Raw genomic sequence first — 22150 nt, 5'->3', positions numbered from 1 at the left:
CAGTAGAAAGGGGGGCTTCCTCCGATGGGCATCATGCGCTGGCTCAAAAACCGGAAATATTGGCAGCGAATCGTTCTTTATTTCAACCTCTCCTTTGTCGGTCTGCTCGTCCTGTTCTCCATCGCCTATTATGTCAGCTCCAAAAACGCCGTTCTGGACACGCAAAGGGATGCCGACGAGAAAGTGCTGTCCCAAATCAAATACAACATTAACTATTTGCACGAAATCGTGCAAAATATCGCGATCATGACGAGCTTCGACAAAAGCATTATCTATTTAATGAACGCCAGGGAGCCGGATGCCTTCACGAAGTTTCAAACGCTTCGCATGCTCGATTCGGTCGCCGACTCCACCTCCTTCGTCGATTCGATCGCCGTCTACAACGGCGTTGAAGGACGCATGTACATCGGAGGCTCCGGCCTATGGTCCCGCACGCACTTGAAGGAGCTGGAGGAGATGACGCTGCGCAGCCTCCGGCAGTCCGACGGCTTGGCCGGGGGAAGACTCGTGCCGATGAAGACGGACGAGCGGAACGCGAACGTCGATTTGTTCTCCTTTTTCGTCCTGGAGAGCCATCCGGCGAACGGGGCCGCTCCAAACGCGGTCGTCGTCAATATCCGGCCGCAGTGGGTGTTCGACAATATCGCCAACGTGAACAGCCTCGGCGGCCGCCAGGACGGCATCGTCGTGCTCGATCGGGATGGCAAAGCGCTCGCTTATCCCAACGAAACCGCGAAAAAGCTGGCGGAGGCGGGCGGAGGAACGGCGCTCCTCTCCGGATCCGCGTCCGACCTGTTCCAGGTCCGCCGGATCGGCGGAGAGAAATACCTGGTCTCCGAGATGAACGTCGGCGTGAACGATTGGAAAATCGCGAGCATTCTGCCGTACGACACGGTGATGGGGCGCGTGGAGTCTTTTCGCGACCTTTCCTTTCTGCTGATCGGCCTCGCGCTGGCGATCTCGGTCTTGCTCTCCGCCGCGGTCGCGAACCGGCTGTACCAGCCGATCCGCAAGCTGACCGACCAGTTCAGGCGGAATACGCTCGTTCCGCTGCCCGGAGGACCCCAAACGGCGCACGACGAGATGAGCTACATCTCCGGCGTGTACGAGAGCACGCTGAACAAGCTCCGGCTCGCCCGCGAGGAGGAAAACCGGAATCAGCAAATCGTGAACGACTATTACTTGCGTCGATGGATGGCCGACAGCGAATCGTTGACCGAGGAGGAGCTGCTGGAATGCCGTACGGCATGGCCCCTCTTGTTCCCGAAAGGCGACGAAGCGGAGCCGGAATGGATCGTCGCCGTGCTGACGCCGGATCCTTCGCCGCCCGCCCTGCATTCGCAAGTCCGGGACGATCTGTTCCGGTTCGCGGCATGCAATATTACGGAAGAGACGATCGCAAGGTCGTTCCCGGTCCGGGTGGTGGACATGAAGAACGAGTTTCTCGTCGCCATCGTCCGCACGACGGCCGGGAGAGTCGGGCAGGCCGCCCTGCGGAAGCTGCTCGCCGAAGCGGTCGGGACCTGCAGACGGTATTATCGCCGCACCTTCTCGGCCGCGGTCTATCATCCCGTGTCCGATCCGGGTGCGGTCAGCCTCGGCTACCAGGCGGCGGTACGGCAGCTGATGTACCGACTGCTGTATGGCCCGGGGTCCGTCATCGCGCCCGAGGACGTGGAGAGCAACATGGCCTGCCGGGACGTCTCGATTCCCGCGGAGTGGGAGAAAAAGCTGGGCGAGGCGATCCGCGCCCGAGAGGACAAGGCGATCCTGACGCTGCTCCAGAGATGGTTCGATGCAATCTCCGCTTTTCCGTACGACGAGATGACGTTCGCGGTTCAGCAAATCCTGTTGGTCGTCCGGCAGGTGCTTCGCGAGCCGACGTTCGCCGCCCACTCGAATTCCATCGCGATGCAGACGCTCGGGACCCATGTCGCCCGCTCCGACACGCTTGCCGAGATGAAGGAGAAGATTGCGCATTTCCTCGTGCAGGTGTGCCTGGCGGATAGGGAAGCGCAGAAGGAAGACAAGAACAAGGTCGTCGTCGACGCGATCAAGGAATTCGTGGAGAAAAACGCGCTGGACATCAACCTGAGCCTGCAATCCGTCGCCTCGAATTTCAAAATGTCGTCGGCCTACGTCGGCCGTCTGTTCAAACAGTACTTAAACGTCTCCGTCGGCGACTATATCAACGGATATCGGCTCGACAAAGCGCGGGAGATGCTCCACGCCAGCAGCTTCAGCGTCAAGGAGATCGCCGATTATCTCGGCTTTAACAATGCGAGCTACTTTATCACGCTGTTCAAAAAGAGGTACGGCATGACGCCGAAGGAATTCCGCATGAACGCGACGCTCGGGGAAGAAAACCGGCTGAACGGGACGCAAAATTGATGAAAGGAGATGATGCCTGTATGGCACCATCTCCTTTACAATCTCTTTTATCCAACTTATTTGGAAGCTTCGCTATATTTTTTAAAATTGTCCAGAATTGCCTGCCATCCAGCTTGTTGCATTTCAACGGGATTGGTGGCTTCTGCATCAAACGTTTCAATGACTTTCGTGTCGTTTCCTTGGCTTACAAAAGTAATCGCAACTTTTCTTGCATCGCCCATCGTGTAAGAAATAAACTCGTTAATTCTCACCTCATCATATACACCGCCAATATCAAACCCAAAGCTGCCATCTTTAGCTTCCATTCTTGTAGAGAATTCCCCGCCGACTCTCAAATCATTCTCGGCTTTCGGCGCATGCCAGTCATCGGAAGCAAACGTCCATTGCATGATATGCTGCGGCTCCGTCCAATAGCTCCACACTTCTGCAACCGGCTTATGAATCGTAGTTTCAACCGTAATGGACACAGGATTGCTTGTTTCCATGTCATGTACCTCCTCAATATGATCGTGCAGTTTTTTTGCCTTGCCGTTCGAACATCCTTACATCCTTAATATACATGAATAAGAATATTCCTGTCAAGGAATACTATGATAATTAATCGTGATTTAACTCCGCCCTGCGCAAGCTGCTCGCCGAAGCGGTCGAGACTTGCCATACGCCGAAGGAATTCCGCATGAATGCGACGCTCGGGGAAGTAAACCGGCTGAACGGGACGCAAAATTGAGATGAAATGCAAATCCTGATACGCAGGTTGGCACGTTCGCGCCGTTTTGGGATAGCCGCCGCCCCCTCCCTTTGCCACAATGAAACCGCAATCCACACCAAACGAGGAAAGGCGTGAGTGTGATGAACAAGCGGTTTTGGGCGGCGGTGCTGCTGCTGACGCTGGGGCTGGGATGGTTTCCCTCCCCAAGCGGGTATGCGCAGGAAGGAACGGGAAAGACGTTTTACGTGGCTACGGATGGAAGCGATTACAACACAGGTGGAATCAACGACCCGTTCCGCACGCTGGAAGCGGCGCGGAATGCCATCCGCGTCCTCAAGGAAGGGGGAGGCTTGCCGGCGGGAGGCGTGACCGTCTATATCCGGGAAGGCACTTACCCGCGAAGCGAGTCGTTCGAGCTGACGGAGGCGGATTCGGGCACCGCCGACTCCCCCATCGTCTATCGCGCCTTCCCGGGCGAGACGGTGCAGCTGTCGGGCGGCGCAAACCTGGACCGGGCCGGCTTCCAGGCCGTCGACGATCCGGACGTCCTGAAGCGGATCATCGATCCGGCGGCACGCGGCAAGGTCGTCCAGTTCGATCTGGCGGCCGCGGGTTTGACCGATTACGGGCAGATCAGCCGACATGGTTACTGGAAAGCCAGCGATATCAGCCTGCTGGCGCCGATGCAGCTGTACATCGGAGGCCAAGGCATGACGCTCGCCCGCTGGCCGAACGCCGGCACGGTCCAGATGGGCGATATCGTCGATCCCGGACCGACGGTGAACGATCCGGATCTGCAGACTAGAGGCGGGACGTTCAAGTACACGTACGACCGTCCCTTGTTTTGGAAGCAGGCGGACGAGATTTGGCTGGACGGCATCTTCGGTTACAGCTGGGAATGGTCCTACAACAAAATCGCCAGCATCGATACCGACAAGAAGACGATCACGCTGCAGTACGGCGAGATGTCCGGCATCCAGAAAAACTGGTATCCCGACTTCCACTTCGCCGAAAACCTGCTGGAGGAAATCGACGCGCCCGGCGAGTATTACATCGATCGCACGAAAGGCTTGCTGTACCTGTTTCCGAACGCGGACTTCCGAACCGGAAACGGCGAGATTACGGTGACGACGCTGAATAAGCCGATGATCACGACGAATGGAGCCTCCTATATCCGGTTCGAAGAGCTTCAGCTGGCGTACGGCCGGGACACGGCGGCCGTCCTCATCGGGGGCAGCCACGTGACGATCTCGCACTGCGACATCAGCAATTTCGCGGGCGGCGCCGTGTTCGTCAACGTGGCGAGCAAAGCGATGGAACCGGTGGCGGACCCCCTGCTGAACGGCCACGACCATCTGATCGACAGCACCCATATCCATCATATCGGGGCGCTGGCCGTCACGCTGAACGGTGGAAACGCGGCGACGCTCGAACCCGGCAACAACCGGGTGGCGAATTCCCATATTCACGACTTCGCCTTCTACAACAAAGCGTACAACCCCGGCGTCGTCCTACGCGGCGTGGGCAATCAGGCGGTCGGCAACGAAATTCACGACGCCCCCCACCCGGGCATCCTGATTTTCGGCAACGATCATCTGGTCGAGTACAACAACATCTACGACGTGTGCAAGCTGTTTTCCGATCTGGGCGCCATTTACATGAACGCGGGCGCGACCCCGCAGGAACGAGGAACGGTCGTCCGGCGCAACTACTTTCACCACATCGGCGAAAACAAGCCGGGCGTGGAAGGCGTCTATCCGGACAATCTGACCATGGGGCTGACGATCGAGCAGAACGTCTTCTACAAGATGGGGAACGCGGCGATCAAAAACAACGCCGGCGCCTACATCAAGGCGACCAACAACTTGTTTATCGACGCGTACGTCCCGTTCGACAACCAGGAGATGTTCCTGGGCGACGCGCCCGGCAACAAGATCGACGAAGCCTATATGCCGCAATGGAAGAAGCTTTTTCAAGACAACGGCGACTTTATCGGCACCCCCTACTTGGCCAAATATCCGGAGCTCGCCCGCTTCTTCCAGGAGAATCGCTATTATCCGGACACCAACGATTTTCAGAACAACGTCGTCTACAACCCGACGCTCAAGCGCTCCTCGGAGGTCGACGCGCAAGGCGCGCGAGACGTCCTTCACCTGCTGAACGACGCGGGAAATTGGGTAACCGATCGGGATCCGGGCTTCGAGAACCTGGACGCCGGCGATCTGCGCCTGCGGAAGGACGCCGAGGTATTCAGCCGGATCCCGGGCTTCGTCGACATTCCGTTCGAGCAGATCGGCACGCAGGGCAAAGTCGGCGTTACCCACGCGCCCGACGCGGTTCAGCTAACCGGTCTCGCCTTCCCCTACGCCAAGATCACGGTAGAGCTCGGTCAAACGCTCCCCGTCCGGGCGGAGCCGATCCCTTGGAACGCGGACCCCGGCGCCGTAACGTACGAGAGCAGCGACCCGGCGATCGCCAAGGTCGACGGGAACGGCGGCATTCAGGCGCTGGCGCCGGGCGTGGCGGTCATCCGGGCGAAGTCGGCCGCGAACCCTGCGCTGTCGGACGAACTGGAGGTCACGGTGACCGACGAGATCCTCGAGCCGGTCACGGGCATCGAACTGTCCCCGGCTGCGCTGACGCTTGAGCCGGGCGAAAGAAGCCTGCTTACAGCCACCATCTTGCCGCCGGCCGCCTCCAATAAAAACGTCAAGTGGACGTCCAGCAACCCGAAAGTCGCTACCGTAGACCAAGCGGGCCTTGTGACGGCTTTGAAGCCCGGTACGGCGACCTTGACGGCCGTCTCCGCGGAAAACAACAAGATCAAAGCCCAATCGACCGTCACGGTCCGGGCGTGGCCGAATTACCCGGTCCAAACGTTAAACAAAGCCATCAAAGACCTAAAAGGATGGACGAAATCGGACGCGGTCGATTTCCGCAAAGGGAACGTCCGGATCGCCGGGGAGGGCGTATTCGGCTACGAAGCCCAGAAGTTCGGCAGCGCCCTCCTGAAGTTCAACGCCAAGTTCGGCGCGTACGACGGCGGCTGGTACGGATTCGCGTTGCGCTCCGACCGGACCGGCGACCCGACTTGGGTGAACGGCAACAAAGGGTATCTGATCGTCGTCAAGGAGGACCAGATCGAGTTCCAGTCGTGGAAGCCGGGGCAAACGATGGTTCGCATCATCCCCAACGACGCCTTCCAAGGCGGACGCGAATACGAGATCGAGATCGGCGTCATCCGTTCGGCCGGCGGAGAACGGTTCATCCTGAAATCGGGCTCGCGCGTCATCCTGAACGAATGGGACGCCGATGCGAACAATCCGATCGCGGCGGAAGGGTACTTCAACGTATACAACTACGGCGGGAAATCGGGCGCGATCGAGTTGATCCCGGCCAAAGGCAAGTAACGTCGTTCCTCGGAGCCGTCCCATGGTCCGGGGCGGCTCCTCCCGATAGGGAAATCGGGACGATGGTCCGATTTGACGATCCATTTTGATACGAAATGCGATATTTGAGATTTCGGCGGCGCCGGCGGGCGTGCCATGATGGAGAAGCGAACCGGACGCATTCGAACCAATACGATCGAGAGGAGGACGGGACGCATGCGCCAATCCGAAGCCGTCTTGCCCGGCGCCATCGCCGAAGACAAGCCGAAATCCCGCAAGAAGCTTCGCGGCAGCGACAAGGAGCTAAGCCTGCTCGCGCTCCCGGCGGTGATTTATATTTTCGTTTTCAGCTATTTGACGATGTTCGGTGTTATCATTGCGTTCAAGAACTACCGGTACGACAAAGGCATCTGGGGCAGCGAGTGGGTCGGGCTCGCCAACTTCAAGTTTTTCTTCCTGACCGAGAAAGCGTACATCGTCACCCGCAACACCGTGCTCTACAACGTCTGGTTTTGGATCGCGACGACGTTTTGCGCGCTGTTCGTCGCCATTCTGCTGAACGAGATCTCGCGGAAATGGAGCAAGTACTATCAGACCGTCATGTTTCTGCCGACCTTCGTTTCCTGGGTCGTCATCATGTACCTGGCACAAATTTTCCTGCATCACGACTACGGCTTCGTCAATCGGCTGCTCGAATCGTTCGGCCTGGATCGGGTCCGCTGGTACCTCGAGCCGGCCGACTGGCCGGCCATCCTGACGATCGCCCATCTGTGGAAGTCGATCGGCTTTTCGGCGCTCGTCTACTATGCCGGCATCGTCGCGATCGATCCGTCCTACTACGAGGCGGCGCGGATGGATGGGGCGACCCGGTTCCAGATGGTGCGCAAGATTACGATTCCGATGCTGGCTCCGCTCATTACGATCCTGCTCATTATGACGATCGGCAGCATGTTCCGGGGCGACTTCGGCCTTCATTTCTTCGTATCGGGCAATTCGCCGCTGCTGTACAACACGGTCGACATTATCGACACGTTCGTCTATCGCGCGCTCAGCGTCAGCGGGGACACCTCGATGGCGGCCGCCGTAGGGCTGTATCAGTCGCTCGTCGGATTCGCGCTAGTGGTGGCGGCCAACTATGCGGTCCGTAAAATCAACGAGGAAAATTCGCTTTGGTAGGAGATGACGCATCCATGAGCGAGACGGCATTGAAACGCAACCGATTCGGCAACGCGATGACCCATTTGTTTTTTGCTCTGCTGTCGATCGCGATCGTGGCGCCTTTTCTGTTGATCGTATCCGTTTCCCTGACCGACGAGAAAGCGCTGGTCGAGTTCGGCTATTCGTTTGTCCCCTCCCGCTTCAGCATCATCGCGTACGACTTTATTTTGCGGACGCCGGGCGCGCTGCTGCGGGCTTACGGGAATACCATCTTCATCACCGCGGCCGGCACCGTCCTGAGCCTTCTGATCACCAGCATGGTCGCCTATACGATCTCGCGGAGGGATTACCGGCTGAGAGTTCCTTTGACGGTGTACATCTTCTTCACGATGCTTTTCTCCGGCGGGCTGGTGCCGTTCTACATTTTGATGACGCAATACCTGCACCTGAAAAATTCCTTGTGGGCGATCATTTTGCCGGGCATGCTGTCTCCCTTTTACGTGCTCATCATGAAAGGGTTCATGGGCAAAATCCCGCACGAGCTGATCGAATCGGCCAAGGTCGACGGAGCGAGCGAGTGGCGCATCTTCTTCCGCATGATCCTGCCGCTGTCGACGCCGGCGCTGGCGACGCTCGGCCTGTTCATCGCCTTCAACTATTGGAACGAGTGGTTCAACGCGCTGCTGTTCATCGACAACGACCGGCTCGTGCCGCTGCAGCTGCTGCTCGTCCGCATCATGAACACGCTCGATTTTCTCCGCAACAACAGCGAGTACATCCAGAGCCTGGGGCTCGACATGAGCCAGCTGCCCAACGAATCGATGCGGATGGCGCTGGTCATTCTGGTGGCGGGCCCGATGATGTTCATCTTTCCGTTTTTCCAGAAGTACTTCGTGCAAGGCATGACGGTAGGCTCGTTGAAAGGATAGTTCCTCAGGGTATCGTTTCACAGGGATCGATTAGACAAATGGAGGGGTTTGGGTATGAAGAGGGCTCGATACATGGGCATCGTCCTGTTGGGGTTGGCCATGCTCGCGACGGCGTGCGGCAGCGGCAGCGGAGGCACGGCTTCGCCTTCGGCGAGCGGCGGCGCATCCGCGCCGGCATCCGCGTCGGGGGGCGACGGCGCGCTTCCCGAAGTTACGCTCACGTGGTACTACGGCGTCGCGCAGGTGTCGCCGGACCAGCAGTTGATCGAGGACGAAGTCAACAAAATCATCAAGCCGAAAATCAACGCGACCGTCAAGCTGAAGCCGATCGACTTCGGCAGCTACACGACCAAGCTGAATACGGCCAGCGCCGCCGGCGAGAAATTCGATCTCGTCTGGACGGCGAACTGGGCGTTCAACTACGACGAGAACGTGAAAAAGGGCGCCTTCCTGCCGCTCGACGAGCTGATCGACAAATACGCCCCCGAGACGAAGAAGGCGATCCCCCAGTTCACCTGGGACGCGACCAAGCACCAGGGCAAAATCTACGCCGTGCCGAACTATCAGACCGTCATCTCCCGTTACGGCATTAACGTGATTAAGGAGTATGCGGACAAATACGGGCTGGACCCGTCCAAGGTGAAACGGTACGAGGACCTGGAGCCGTTCTTCGAGCAGGTCAAGAAAAACGAACCCGGCATCGTTCCCTTCATGCTCGTCGGTCCGCTCACGAAGTTCCATCCGTTCTTTTACGGCTACGACGACTACGGGGTCAAGATCGGCGACGAATCGTACAAGACGAACTCGATGGAAGAATCGCCGGAATACAAACAGTTCGTCGAGCTGATGCACCGCTGGTTCGAGAAAGGCTACATCAACGAAGACGCGTCCACGGTCAAGCAGATCGACAGCAGCTACAACGGCAAATTCGCCGCGTCCATCGAATACACGATGAAGCCGGGATACGAAGCCGAGATCAAGGCCAAAAACGGCGGAAGGGACATCATCGGCATCCCGCTGACGGACGTAACCACGACCCGCACCTCCAACATCGCGACGCTGACGGCCATCAGCCGCACCTCCAAAAATCCGGAGCGCGCCATGATGCTGCTCGAGCTGGTCAACACCGACAGCAAGCTGTTCAATCTGCTCAGCTTTGGCCTCGAAGGCAAGCATTACGACAAGCTGGACGACAACACCGTCAAAACGAAGCCGAACGGCGGCTATATCGCCTCCAACTGGGTATTCGGCAACGTGTTCAACGGTTATCTGATCGAAGGCCAGGCGCCGGATACATGGGAAGTCACCAAGAAGCTGAACGCATCGGCCTTCGTACAGCCGACGTTCGGATTCAACTTCGACGACACCCCGGTCAAGGCGGAGAATGCCAACGTCGCCGCCATCCGCGCCGAATACGAGCCGCTGCTCTTCACCGGCACGGTCGACCCGGCCGAGTACTTGCCCCAATACCTCGACAAGCTCAAAAAAGCCGGCAGCGAGAAAATTCAGGCGGAGCTTCAGCGGCAGCTGGACGCCTGGGTCGCGGAGAAAAAGAAAAACGGATGAATCCCGGATCGTAACACGAAAACAACCCGCCCTTCAAGGAAGGGCGGGTTGTTTTTTCTATGGCGTCGTCTTCGGTTAATATATCTTTTTTAACAGCTCCACAACCTCGTCCAGGGTGAGGCCAAAGGATTTGTAGTAAGACGTGTCGCTCTCCATTTGCTTCAAAACCATGTCGTTGCGGATTTGCAGCATCTCGTCGGAAGAGAATTCGGCTACGAAACACCCTTTGCCCGTTATCGTGTTGATCAACCCGCATCGCTCGAGCTCTTCCCAAGCTTTCTTAACGGTGATGACGCTAACGCGAAGCTCCTGAGCCGCTTGCCGAATCGGCGGCAGGCAATAGCCGCTTTCCAGCTCGCCCTTCAAAATTTGCGAGCCGATCTGTTCGAAAAGCTGCTGGTAAATCGGTTTTTCGGAGGTGTTTGAAATCGCTACGTTCATCATATCTCCACTTTGAGGAATCGTTTGACCGCCATGCGATAGGCAATCATGGTGAATACAATAAAGATTGCAATTCCTGCGGCCAGGATGGAGATTTGAAGGGCCGTATTGTGGGCGCCGGCGCCATTGAATGCGTCGGCCACAGCGGAATTCTCGACTCCGATCCATTGTGCGATTCCGGCAAAAAGCATCGCGGCCGCAATGGCCGTGCTCACCGCCCCGCCATATTTATAGGCTGTCTTGTAATACATGGGGAATAAGACCAGGTTAAAAATCGCAAGCATGACGAAACAGAGTCCCCAAAAAGCCATGTGCGGCGCGAAGAAGTGGTAGACAAAATGCGGGTATAGGTTCAGGTTCAGGATACCAAAAAGCATGGCGATTACAATATGCAGCAATTCCAGGATGACAATGACGGATACCCTTGCTTTCACCATGTCTTTTTTGGTGACGGGCATCATCGCGGTAAAGAGCAAATCGTTCTGCGCTTTAAATCCGCCAAATGTGTTCGGTATGGTGATCCAGCAAAAATACAGAAGGACGAGAAAATAGATCCAGCCGGGAATAAGCATTAAGGCGCCTGTTAAAAAAGGCATGACGAAGAACGTCGGATGTATGCCTAATTTAATATCCTTGATCACTAGATTATACATGCATATCCTCCCTTTTCGCGAAGTAAATCATGATTTCCTCGAGATTAGGCGTAGTTGCTTTCAAATCGGATGCGGGATCAAAGTCTTCGGAGCGGATCAATCCCGTAAAGCCGAAAGAATTGATTTTGTAAGAAATCAACTGCTCCTTTACCTGGTCCAACTGGCTTTGGCTGCCGCTTAGCAGGCGATAGGATTCCAAAAAGGCTTCTTTTTCGGAGCTTTGGATAATTTGCCCGTCTTCGATAAAGGTAATGAAATCCGCGCATTTTTCCAAGTCGGAGGTAATATGGGTCGAGAAAAGAATGCTGATTTCGCCATCCATGACGAGCTCTTGAAAAATATCCAGCAGATCGTCTCTGGAGACCGGATCGAGACCGCTTGTCGGTTCGTCGAGAATGAGCAGCTTCGCGCCATGGGATAAGGCAAGCGCCAAACTGTACTTCACTTTCATTCCCGTCGACAATTCGACGATTTTTTTGTTTTCGTCCAATTTGAACCTTTTCAAATACTTGTTATAGGTTTGATCGTCCCAATTCGTGTAAAATTTCTTGATCGCTTCGGTCAACGTTTTGATTTTGCTTCGCGTGTAGAAATCGATGTCGCCGAACGCGCAACCGATTTCTTGCTTTAATTCGATCTCGTGTTCGGCCATGTTCTTGCCCAGAATGTGTACCTCGCCGCTGTCCACCTGAATCATATTCATAATCGATTTGATGGTCGTTGTCTTTCCTGCGCCGTTGGTACCGATAAACCCCATAATATAGCCCTTCTCCAGTTGGAACGAGACGTCTTTGAGCTGAAAATGGTTGTATGTTTTATTTAAGTTTCGAATGTCTAACGCCAGCATGCCCTGCCTCCTCTTCAAATGGTGTATTCCTTGCCATACTTCTTACACGCGCAACTGCGGCTTTCATCGGGTTGGACGATCATCACCCCCGCCTAGCCGAGTTCACCGGTTGAGGGTATACAGCACGTCCGAGGAGCAGGCCTCCAATGGCAAATACAATCGACAGCCAGGTTCCGATTTGACTCGTTGCGATATACGACGGAAACGCAATATTCAAGGTGACCTTCAAAGCAACAAGCACGATAATTACTGCAACGATATAGAAAATCCGCATGCCCGATTTGATTTTTCCATGCTCCTTTTGAGCGATTGCCCACCCTTGAACCATTCCCGCCAATATGCCCAACACGACTCCCACTAGCAGCAACATCCATTCAGTCGTTCCCATGCGGTGTGTCGTCATCGCCCAAACGATCCCGACAACAAGCAGCACGGATCCGATAAAAAAGGTTTGATTCCACTTTCTCACTATTCATCACGTCCTTAATGGTGGTTTTCGAATAATTGTGTATATCGTGCATGCACAATATAACATGAGGGGCGCACAGAGTCAATTGTTCGATCGCCTATATTTGGATTCACCGCAAAGGAGGAGCAGCAAGAACCCGACCGGGTATGGTCGGGCTCTTGTGCTTCCTATGCTGGTTTGCTTAGTTTCATTGTTCAGGGAGCTCCGATTGTTTGATTTGTTTTGTTTGATCTTTGTACTTTTTAGGCGATCTAGTTAGGTATGCGTCTCCAATCACACTTGATATTTCTTCCCAATCCACATGGCCATCAAGTCTCATTCCTACCCATCCAAGATGTCCAACATAAGCGGGGATAAAGAAAATCTCGGGCGATGATTCTACGAGCAAGGATTGAACGCCTGGAGGAGCAGCACACCAAAGTGCGATCCTTCCATCTCCATGATGGTTAACGCGGTATTGTACAAATGATAATTTGTTATCGATGAAAAAAGACGGAGCGCCATGGCTTAGCCTCTCGCTTGTTCCAGGAAAGGAAAGACAAAACGATTTTATTTTATCGAATAGAGCTTTATGAGCTGGCGATTCTGCAAACAAAGATTGCATGTCCAACTTTCACCCCCCCTTATTCGTGTCTCTTCTCATTAGTTAATACCATTCAAGCAGCTCGGATTCATACCTTCTAAAAAGATCTTTCATATTTTCATAATTTCGCGGCTCGGTTGCATGGATTTCATCAATCAATGTTCTTATTTGAGTAGACATAACAATGAGATAACGCGATGTTGCCGGCTTTGGATTCCAATAAGTATGAGGAGTTCCACGAGGCACGACTACTGCTTCGTTAGCGTTGACTTCCATTTTCATAGCTCCAACTTGAAAACCAAGAGTACCCTCTAATACATACCAGGCTTCATCGTTGTTATGATGAATGTGCAAAGGTGCAATAAGTAAAGGCGTGTCTCCTAGGGGAGTACCTGGAGCTGTCCACTCCGCAATGGCTAACTTTGAACCTTCTGGTTCTAGTGGCATTCCATTGACAAGCGATGCAAAGTAACTAGCTTGTGTCATAGCAACTATTCCTCCCACTATAATGCAATTTCTTCTTCTGTTTTCTCGCTTGCTCTTAAGATTTCAACTTTGACAATATGAGAGGTGCTGGTGGAAAATGTAGCCTGTGTCAAAACGATTCCGTTACACCGACTTCCAATATTCCCACGCTTTTAAGTAATCCTCTAAATCATGCGGATGGAATCTTATACAGATCCCAATTCGACAATAAAGTTGAAAGATTACTTCTTCAATCAACATTGATCTTTCAATAGGCTCATGATGGAGCAAATCAAAGGCTGCCATTAAAGTTTCTAGGTTCAAATCGTCTGGGGAAGAGCAAAAAGCGTAAGTGAAATCGTATAGCATAGGACCAATCATCGGTGATGGGTCGATAACACCAACCAGTGAGCGTTCGTAAAATACAAAATTATGCACTCCAGTATCCCCATGCAACAAATATCTTACTTTTTGATCTTCATTTTTCGATATGTTCTCAAATATTGATGCTACTCTATTGTAATCCTCAATGGATAACAGGCTTCCCCAATCATTTCTCGTATCCACCAAACTCCGGTAGTTCCACTCACGCCAAGATTGAATCGGAGATCCTAGCCTTCCCCACTTATCAATTTGTACATGTTTTTCGTAATTATTGAAAAGTTCTTTAACTAAGATTGTCAACCAATTTATTTTTATTCCACGATCATAATGAGTTGTACCTTTAATGTATGTATACACGATATACGCTTTAGAAGGATCAGTATAGAGAATTTTAGGTAAAAGTGTAAGGGGCCGATAAGTTCCAAGAAATTGTTCGGCCAAAGCAATTTGATGCGGACGGTCAATTTTCAGAACATATTTCGTTTCGTCGTGCTCAGAAAGAAAATAAACAATACCATCAGTAGATCCGGTCTTATTATTAGTTACAATAACATTGTTATCAATTATGCCTTCTTCATAAAGAGTATTGATGATGCTGTTAACATCTGTTATTTCTAACATGTTTCATTCTCCCTTGGACCCACGATTAGATAAAATGGTATTATTACCAAATTATTCTCTTCAATCATATGGTGGTTTTGAAGGGTGTACAAGATAATGTTTTGTTTTAATCGACTATCCACTCCATTTCTCCATGCAGCCATTGAATCAATCCTGGGAAAATATGATCGAACGATCAGAACCCGCCAATCTTCATCATTGGCGGGTTGCTGATTTGGATCGTGGATCATGAAACTCACAAATATCGCGCGATGATCCGAACGAGCTTGGCCGGGAACGTCTTCAGATCGGCCATGTCCAAAAATCTCTCGTTCCCGTAAATGCGCTGAATGACCTCCTTGTCCTGACCGATCGCGGCGGCTAAAAATGTGATACCTTTCCGTTCATATTCCGCTATCGTTTGCTGCATGTCCCGGGCCGCGTAATGGCCGGTGTAGTCGTCCATCGCTTTGGGCTGCCCGTCGCTTAAGCTGATCAACAGCTTGGTCTCTTGGGGCGCGGCCGCCAGCTTCTCCGCCATGATTCGAAGCGCCATGCCGTCCCGATTATTGCTTCGGGCGCGAATGCCCATCAACCTGAATCGATCATGGGGACTCGTCTGATTCCAATCGGCATACGCAAATAGCGACACTTGCTCCAATCTGGACACATCCGCGGTATCGCCATAGATCAAAACGGGGATCTGACACATCTGACAAAACTCATAGACCGCGATCACCGCGCGCTTGGCCGCCTCCAATCTCCCGAAGGCGGCCATCGATGCCGACTCGTCGATTCTCAGGCCGACCGCGAGGGAGGGGGACTCCGACGGCGGGCGTTTCTTGGCAAAATACCTGAAATCCCGGTAAGCCACGCTATCCGCTTGAAATCGGGTACCGTCATATTGACGACCCGCAAAATCCGCAGAGACTTCATGCTCCAGCAACGGAAGCGTCTTTCTGGCGATTTCCCGGATGACCGGCATAAGCTCCTTGCTTAGGGCGACATACTCTTGCTTCCGATCCGGCGAATATTCCGGGCGGTGAACAACGAGCTTGACGTTCCGATGAATCGAATCGGACACGATCTCCCGCGATTCCCGATTCAGCTTTTTCCGGAACTCTCGTTCTTTTTGCTGCGCATCATCCTTCATGGCGTCGGGGTTTGCCTGATGGATCCTGGGCCCCCCGTCCTCTCCCGTGTCGGAACTCTCCATCGCTTCGGTATCGTCAGAATCGCAATCGGATGAACCTTCCTCCTGATCGGCGGCCTTTTTAAACGCAATCCCGGTCTCTTCCTCCGGATTCGAGTCGGGCATGGCTTCCTCGATCGTTCCCCATATCGCCATTTCCGCCGTGTCTAAAACCCGTTTTTTTTTAGCCCGAGCTCGGCCTCGTCCATCTTCTCAAGCAATCCATGCGATCTTATCGCCTCTTCGAGGATTCGGATTTCCTCCGCATCGGTCGTGATTTTGTAAATGACCTTAGGATACAAAGACGCCCTGGCAGAGGCGCCTCCGGCAAACGCGTCCACCCAGTAGAAGTAAGACCGCATGCCCGCCACGCCTTTAATGGCGTTGGCCCGGGCTGTTTTGTCCAATACCCGGATCGCCTCCGCGAAAACTTCGAGCACCTGCATGTTCGCGTAACCGGTTTTGGCCATCGCCCGCTCGATCATCGCTTCCCGGGCCGGCAGGTCCATTTTCTCCGTATGCTGCACTCTGTCGCGCAGCGCTTCGTTCAGCGGTCTGGCCCCCGCATAATGGCGGTTCGTCGTAATGACCGCGATAAAGTCCGGATGCCTGCGAATCACTTCCGTCGGAAGGTTGATGCTCCCGTCCAGCTCCAAGGCCGAATTTAACGCCATGAATACCGCGGCATCGCGAATCACGTTCGGCTCTTGGATTTCGAGGAGGTACCCGTTCCGAAAAGCTCGGACGATCTCGGACGGATAAAAACGGTATTCCACGGCTTCGCCCCCGCTATGATCCGCCGCGTTCTTCAGGAGCTGTTTCAGCTTTTGCGCGGCAGCTTCCCGGGGAAATCCCAACGCCTCCATCATGACTTCGGTCGCGCTTTGAAAGCCGTCGCTTTCATACAATGCTTGAAGAACGCTTTGATCGACCGGATCCATCTTCTCCAGGGCTTCGGAGGGAATGATCGGCAAAATGGCGCCGATGATATCCGATTTGTCCATATCGGCAAAGCAGGTCACCTTCGTATACGGAAGCCCGAAATTCGCGGACAGCGCTTTGGCGAGCTGGGTCTTGCCGGAACCGGCGTCGCCTTCCAGCAAGATGTTGGCGATCTTCATTTCTCCGCGATGCCAGTTCCGCTTGATTTCTTGCGTGACGCGCCGTTCCTCTTCGCTCTCTTGATGAGATAACGGCTTTTTCCAAATCTGAGCTTGTTCCGCCTCCGTCCATTTCCTGCCGGGCGACAATTGATATTCAAGTGGGCTCATGTTTTTCTCCTTTCCCGACAGCTTTACGATGGCGAATCGCTATGAGGGGAAGCAATAAAAGCGCGCCGGCGATCATCAGGCAGCCGCTAACCGCGTAGACGAGCGACAGAGAGAACGTATCCTTCAGAACGCCCCCCGACAGCATTCCGATCACCATCATCCCCATAAAAATCGGAGAGATCGCGCCCGAAACGCGCCCGATAAAGGCCCCTTCCGTATTGCGCAAAATGAGCGTCTGGATCCCGATTTGGATGCAGGGATAAAACAATCCGCTGATCGCCTGGAGGGCAAGGGTGATCCAAACGATCGAGGAGGCGCCTACGCCGACGGTGCAGGCGGCGCTGACCAGGAGACCCGCCATCAGCAGCCATTTAGTAATTTAGTAATTTAGTAAATTACTAGTTCATAATAACGCATCGATTTTCATTCGTCAATCCGTTGGATCGCCACTTTTTGGACATCGCAAGTAAAAACGGCTTTGCCATCTTCCTAGACGGCGACACGTTTTTATCGTTGGTCATACAGAAATGGAAGACGTGAAAACTTATAAATTCTGTATGACCAAAGAAAAACGCAGTCCGGGCGGACCGCGTCAGGTGGGGAGCTTTTTGGGACTGGGATGGGGGCTGTTAGGGCGGCGGCGTACGTTTCGCGGAGGTCGCGCCGAGTTGTGCGGAAAATCCGCATAACTCCGGGCAACTGTGCTGCAATCGCGCTGAGTTATGCGGAAAATCCGCGTAACTCCGGGCTGCTGCGCGGTGATCGCGCCAAGTTGTGCGGAAAATCCGCATAACTCCGGGCAACTGTGCTGCAATCGCGCTGAGTTATGCGGAAAATCCGCGTAACTCCGGGCGTCAGGGGAGGATGACTTGATAGGTAGTAGTTTGTAGGATTTTTAACACGTTGCAGGCTTGTTCCATCAAATATATCAATGAAGCGCGCCAAATCAAGTGCGTTTTTTGGCGTTTGGTGGAACGTTCACAGGGGGCGATGAACCTCGAAATGGGTTTGCTCCGGCGGTCGGTAAACGGTTGTCATAGGCTTAATCGGACCCAAAAACGGAGGTTTCTTTTCTAACGGTTGTATGAGCGCCTATCCGTCTCGAAATGTTCCGATTCAATTTCTAACGGTTGCTGACGAGCCTATTTTCGGTTTTTCGTCTAGTACGCTCTAATTTGCCCGAAATAACGTCTCTCAGAACCGTTAAAATTTTTAAATGCAACTCTATCCAGTAATAACCGCTGCGGCAACCGTTAAAATGAAATCGCCCCCCTCGTACCCACCGCACCCTATTCACACCACCCTTACAAGTCGGCTAAAAAGCGATATCGCTGTTTTTGTCTTCACCTTATAACCGCATTACTCCTTGCCGAGAATCGGTTATGGGTTTGAATGGCGATCCTACAACGGAAGCCGTTAACCGTGGGAATATTTTAAATCGTTAATAGCCCATTTCCTTTAAAATACTCGATAACGTGCGAAGCCGCTCGCCGATCATCTCGCCGTCATCGCTTAAAGCTTGGTTGAACAGTTTGATATCCTCGTTGATCTTGTCGTTATCCGTGCAGACGGCCACGGTCATCGCATCCCCCTGGAGTCCGATCCGGTCGATGACGGGATTTTGCGGGTCATACAGCTTCTCGTACCGGTAGGCTTCGCGGAAATGCTCCATGGCCCTGCAAATCAGAATAGACAGATCGAGTACGCGATGAAGCGGAAGCTCCTCCGACTGTCTGGACCATTTCTCCCCCGTATATCTCCACACTTTGGCGGAAATATCGACCTTGCCTCGATCGTTCCATTGCGCCAATCCCAAGGAAAGCCCCTTCGCGTCCGTGTTGTTCGAAAGCCGGCCGTCCACCTGTTCGTAATTTTCGGAGACAATCACGGGTTTATGCTTCAAGGTCGTAGGAATTTTCATGGGTTTCCCTCTTTCCTCATACTAAGTTAGTTATTTACTAAATAAATTATGATATCCCATCATGACTCAATAGTCAATTTGGGAGCAGGAAAATCGTTCCACGCTTCTATTTCTTTAAAATCGGAATCCAAGCCTCGCAGCGATAGCCTTCCGACCGGGTGTCTCCGGGTAAATACGCTTCGATCTCGGGCAACCCGGCATGCTCGAAATCGGTGGCCGGGAACCAAACCCGATAGATGCTGCGGAACCCATTCTGAATCGCATCGGGAAGCGGGCCGACCCAAGAGAAGATGGCCCAGGTAGCCGACGGAATCGTATATGAGATCAACCCGTCCGGCATGGAAGAAGGATCTGCTTCCCTGGCGATTCTGTAGGTGAATTCTTCATCGAAGTTCGCGGTAATGCCCAGCAAAGGCATATCCGTTTCCAGCGCCTCGATCTTGGCGAGCGTGCCGTCCAGCCGGCATTCCTTCCAGAACCACGGTCGGCTGCGGCCTTCGTTCCCGCAAACGAGCTCGGCGGATTTGCCGACGACCGTGAACGCTTCTTTGTCGACGATGCGATAATCGATTTGTTCCTCTCCCGGTTCGGAGAACTGTATAGAAACGCGCGGGAACGCTTTTAAGGGAACGCCCGTCTGACGGGCTTCCGAAGGGGGTACTCCGTGGACTTTGCGGAAGGCCTTGCTGAAAGCCTCCGGGGACTCGTAGCCGAACTGCAACGCGACATCGACCACCTTCGCGGAGGATGCGGCGAATTGCTGCGCGGCTAGCGTCAGCTTGCGCTTTCTCACGTATTCGCCCAGCGTAATGCCGGTCCACATATGAAACATCCGTTGAAAATGAAAGGGAGAGGAAAACGAGGCCTTCGCGATGGTCTCTACGGATAGCGATTCTTCCATGAGATGGGTTTCGATGAAATCCAGCGCGTTTTCCATTCGTGTCGGCCAATCCATGCGTATCACCTCAGTTCCATTATAAATTCCGAAGGCAGCGGGAAACAGCAGAAAAAGACAGGAACGTCATCTTTCCCGTTGATAAACTAAGTTCAACATCGGAAGGAAACAAGGAGGTGACGGAAATCGAAACGGCAACTCGCAGCATCTTTTTTCGGATCATCGCCGGGATCTTGGGCTTGGTTGTCCTTGCAGGATGCCAGAGCAAGACCCCGATCGGAGCCCCATCCGGCGCGCAAGACGGCAGCTCCGTCCCAACCGATCCGGCGGCAAGGAAGCTGATCGGAGCGACGAGCCCCGACTGGCTTTATGCGAATGGCCCGTGGAAAAAGATAAACGTGGAGGATTGGGGCGACGTGATGCAAGGCTGGCTGACGAGTTTGGACCGCCCTCAGTACGGAAGGCGCGCCAAAATCGAAACGGACAGCTCTTTCGCCATTCTGAAGCATCGCGCTTCGTTTGACTCGGTATCGATCTATGTGGACGGGAAGCTGGCAGTCGATAAAGGCAAAGGCTCCGAGAACAATGAAATCCCGATATTCAACGATCTTACGGGGTGGCATCAAATCGAGTTTGTTTTCACGAACTACAGCGAAATCAGCGGCTTGTACGTCGGCCAAGATGCCAACGTGCGGAAGCCCGAAGACGACAGAAAGAATTTGGTCGTCATGGGGCACAGCTACATTGACGGAACGGGCTCCAGCAATACGGGATTAACGTCCATCACGCCCGTGCTTGGCGAACTTCTGGGTGTCGAGAGCATCAACCAAGGGATCGGCAAGACCGACGTCGACGTCGCCACCGCGGCCACCGTCAAGAACAGCGCTTTGGATCGGGTGCAAGCGGACGTCATTCAGCTGAATCCCGATTATGTGCTCTCCGTCTACGGCTATAACGCCGTCGGACGGATCGAGCCCGAGCAGTACCAGGCCGATTATGCGAAGTATCTGGCAACGATGAGAGAGGCGATGCCGAATACGCCCCTGTTCGCCAGCGGCATCATCGCCATTCAGGGTCGGTCCGACGAAGATAACGCGGCTTATAATCAAGCGATTCAGAATGCCTGTGCGAGCGTGTCCGGCTGTACGTTCATCGATCTTTCCAAGCAATGGAACGACGACAGCTTCTCCCAATATGTGTCCTATGACGGCGTTCACCCGAACGATGCGGGATACCGGTTTTTGGCGGAAAAATATGCCGAGGCGATCTCGGCGGTAATCAACCCGTAAGAGCATGCCAAAAAGCCGACCGGATGGTCGGCTTTCGTGTTGGCGGAGACCCGCCGCTCTCAACGAATTCCACCATTTCATACGCCCTCGAGCGTCTTATTCCTTTACCGCCCCCAGCGTAATGCCGGACACGAAATACTTTTGCAGGAACGGATAAACAACGAGCATCGGCACCATGGCGATAAACACTTTGGCGGAATTCAGCGTCCGATTGGACAACTCGGACAGCTTCTTGTACTGTTCGGGGGTGAGGGAAGTGCCGACCGGGATATTGACGACCAACTGCTGGATATAAGTTTGCAGCGGGTATTTGTCGGACGTGTTCATGAGCACCAGGCCGTTGAAGAACTCGTTCCAGTGGTACACGCTGATGAACAAAGCCACCGCCGCAAGCACGGGGACCGAGCAGGGAATATAGACGCGAAACAGGATGGACCAAGGTCCGGCGCCGTCCACGATAGCCGCTTCGTTCAAGTCCTTCGGAAGATTGCGGAAGAAATTCATGATCAGGATGACGTTGAAGATCGGCACGCCGCCGCCGAGCACCAGCGCCCAGATGCTGTTGATCAAATGGTATTGCTGGATGGTGAGATACCAGGGAATCAAGCCCCCGTTGAAGAGCATGCAGAAGACCAGGATCCACATGAACGTATTGCGCATTTTAAATTCTCTTCGGGGTCTGGCCAGCGGATAGGCCATCAGAACGGTCACGAGCATGGAGAAGATCGTCCCCAGCACGGTTCGTTGGATGGAAATCCAGAAGGAATTGAAGAACAGCTTGTCGCCGATGATTTCCTTGTAGGGCGTCAAGGAGAAGCCGATCGGATAAAACGTCACCAGACCCGCATTCGCGGCCGATTTGTTGGAGATGGATACGCAGAGGGTATACCAGAGCGGGTACAGGCAGCTGAGCAGCAGTAACACCTGGAGGACCACGTTGGCTGTATCGAACGTCCTGGAGCCTAGCGTTTTATTGCGAACCAAGGCCAATCCCCCCT

The 22150-nt window shown here is 53.8% G+C and carries 20 protein-coding genes; 6 read left to right on the top strand and 14 right to left on the bottom strand.

Going from position 1 to position 22150, the window contains the following annotated elements:
• Nucleotides 1-24: 24 nt before the first annotated feature.
• Nucleotides 25-2391: a helix-turn-helix domain-containing protein gene (locus LKX83_RS15640; RefSeq protein WP_227883218.1), complete on the top strand. Its 2367-nt coding sequence runs from the start codon at nucleotides 25-27 to the stop codon at nucleotides 2389-2391.
• Between the two features lie 56 nt (nucleotides 2392-2447).
• Here the strand turns inward: LKX83_RS15640 and LKX83_RS15635 are convergent, their stop codons facing one another.
• Entirely contained in the window at nucleotides 2448-2876 is a 429-nt protein-coding gene (locus LKX83_RS15635) for an SRPBCC family protein (protein WP_227883217.1), read from the bottom strand.
• Nucleotides 2877-3240: 364 nt separating this feature from the next.
• On the opposite strand from LKX83_RS15635, the gene LKX83_RS15630 reads away from it, so the two are divergent.
• From LKX83_RS15630 to LKX83_RS15615, 4 genes are all read left to right on the top strand, one after another.
• Nucleotides 3241-6510, top strand: coding sequence for an Ig-like domain-containing protein (locus LKX83_RS15630; protein ID WP_227883216.1), 3270 nt, complete (start codon nucleotides 3241-3243; stop codon nucleotides 6508-6510).
• 195 nt (nucleotides 6511-6705) lie between these two features.
• Entirely contained in the window at nucleotides 6706-7665 is a 960-nt protein-coding gene (locus LKX83_RS15625; protein WP_227883215.1) for an ABC transporter permease, read from the top strand.
• A gap of 14 nt (nucleotides 7666-7679) precedes the next feature.
• A complete protein-coding gene (locus LKX83_RS15620) occupies nucleotides 7680-8576 on the top strand; it encodes a carbohydrate ABC transporter permease (protein WP_227883214.1) in 897 nt (298 codons plus the stop codon).
• Between the two features lie 54 nt (nucleotides 8577-8630).
• Nucleotides 8631-10142, top strand: a complete 1512-nt coding sequence (locus LKX83_RS15615; RefSeq protein ID WP_227883213.1) for an ABC transporter substrate-binding protein — start codon at nucleotides 8631-8633, stop codon at nucleotides 10140-10142.
• 75 nt (nucleotides 10143-10217) lie between these two features.
• Here the strand turns inward: LKX83_RS15615 and LKX83_RS15610 are convergent, their stop codons facing one another.
• The 12 genes from LKX83_RS15610 to LKX83_RS15555 all read right to left on the bottom strand — a co-directional run bounded on the left by LKX83_RS15610 (nucleotide 10218) and on the right by LKX83_RS15555 (nucleotide 19923).
• Complete coding sequence (locus LKX83_RS15610) at nucleotides 10218-10583, bottom strand: GntR family transcriptional regulator (protein ID WP_227883212.1); 366 nt, start codon at nucleotides 10581-10583, stop codon at nucleotides 10218-10220.
• Nucleotides 10583-11236: an ABC-2 transporter permease gene (locus tag LKX83_RS15605; RefSeq protein ID WP_227883211.1), complete on the bottom strand. Its 654-nt coding sequence runs from the start codon at nucleotides 11234-11236 to the stop codon at nucleotides 10583-10585. The genes LKX83_RS15610 and LKX83_RS15605 overlap by 1 nt, the downstream gene beginning before the upstream one ends.
• Nucleotides 11229-12083 (bottom strand): ABC transporter ATP-binding protein, encoded by an 855-nt coding sequence (locus LKX83_RS15600; RefSeq protein ID WP_227883210.1) that lies wholly within the window; start codon nucleotides 12081-12083, stop codon nucleotides 11229-11231. Before LKX83_RS15600 ends, LKX83_RS15605 begins: the two co-directional genes overlap by 8 nt.
• Before the next feature lie 82 nt (nucleotides 12084-12165).
• Nucleotides 12166-12552 carry a hypothetical protein gene (locus tag LKX83_RS15595; protein ID WP_227883209.1) on the bottom strand — a complete coding sequence of 129 codons (387 nt, stop codon included), beginning with the start codon at nucleotides 12550-12552 and terminating at the stop codon, nucleotides 12166-12168.
• A 187-nt stretch (nucleotides 12553-12739) separates the two neighbouring features.
• Entirely contained in the window at nucleotides 12740-13156 is a 417-nt protein-coding gene (locus LKX83_RS15590) for an MmcQ/YjbR family DNA-binding protein (RefSeq protein ID WP_227883274.1), read from the bottom strand.
• A gap of 42 nt (nucleotides 13157-13198) precedes the next feature.
• Entirely contained in the window at nucleotides 13199-13621 is a 423-nt protein-coding gene (locus LKX83_RS15585) for a cupin domain-containing protein (protein WP_227883208.1), read from the bottom strand.
• Between the two features lie 123 nt (nucleotides 13622-13744).
• A complete protein-coding gene (locus tag LKX83_RS15580) occupies nucleotides 13745-14605 on the bottom strand; it encodes an aminoglycoside phosphotransferase family protein (protein WP_227883207.1) in 861 nt (286 codons plus the stop codon).
• Between the two features lie 235 nt (nucleotides 14606-14840).
• Nucleotides 14841-15932, bottom strand: coding sequence for a vWA domain-containing protein (locus LKX83_RS15575; protein ID WP_227883206.1), 1092 nt, complete (start codon nucleotides 15930-15932; stop codon nucleotides 14841-14843).
• An 11-nt stretch (nucleotides 15933-15943) separates the two neighbouring features.
• Nucleotides 15944-17047 carry an AAA family ATPase gene (locus LKX83_RS15570; protein ID WP_227883205.1) on the bottom strand — a complete coding sequence of 368 codons (1104 nt, stop codon included), beginning with the start codon at nucleotides 17045-17047 and terminating at the stop codon, nucleotides 15944-15946.
• Nucleotides 17034-17408, bottom strand: a complete 375-nt coding sequence (locus tag LKX83_RS15565; RefSeq protein WP_370639086.1) for an MFS transporter — start codon at nucleotides 17406-17408, stop codon at nucleotides 17034-17036. Before LKX83_RS15565 ends, LKX83_RS15570 begins: the two co-directional genes overlap by 14 nt.
• Before the next feature lie 1080 nt (nucleotides 17409-18488).
• A complete protein-coding gene (locus LKX83_RS15560) occupies nucleotides 18489-18968 on the bottom strand; it encodes a DUF6530 family protein (protein WP_227883204.1) in 480 nt (159 codons plus the stop codon).
• Nucleotides 18969-19074: 106 nt separating this feature from the next.
• Nucleotides 19075-19923, bottom strand: a complete 849-nt coding sequence (locus tag LKX83_RS15555) for an AraC family transcriptional regulator (RefSeq protein WP_227883203.1) — start codon at nucleotides 19921-19923, stop codon at nucleotides 19075-19077.
• 116 nt (nucleotides 19924-20039) lie between these two features.
• Between LKX83_RS15555 and LKX83_RS15550 the strand changes: the two genes are divergently transcribed.
• Nucleotides 20040-21152: an SGNH/GDSL hydrolase family protein gene (locus tag LKX83_RS15550; RefSeq protein ID WP_227883202.1), complete on the top strand. Its 1113-nt coding sequence runs from the start codon at nucleotides 20040-20042 to the stop codon at nucleotides 21150-21152.
• A 96-nt stretch (nucleotides 21153-21248) separates the two neighbouring features.
• On the opposite strand, the gene LKX83_RS15545 is transcribed toward LKX83_RS15550, so the two are convergent.
• The gene (locus LKX83_RS15545) at nucleotides 21249-22136 is read right to left on the bottom strand and encodes a carbohydrate ABC transporter permease (protein WP_227883201.1); all 888 of its coding nucleotides are present in this window, start codon (nucleotides 22134-22136) and stop codon (nucleotides 21249-21251) included.
• Nucleotides 22137-22150 lie beyond the last annotated feature (14 nt).

This window comes from Cohnella baijiui (assembly GCF_020731285.1).
Taxonomy (GTDB): Bacteria; Bacillota; Bacilli; order Paenibacillales; family Paenibacillaceae; genus Cohnella.
Note: the sequence above shows the minus strand (reverse complement) of the source record. Positions and strands in the feature narration are given on the sequence as shown.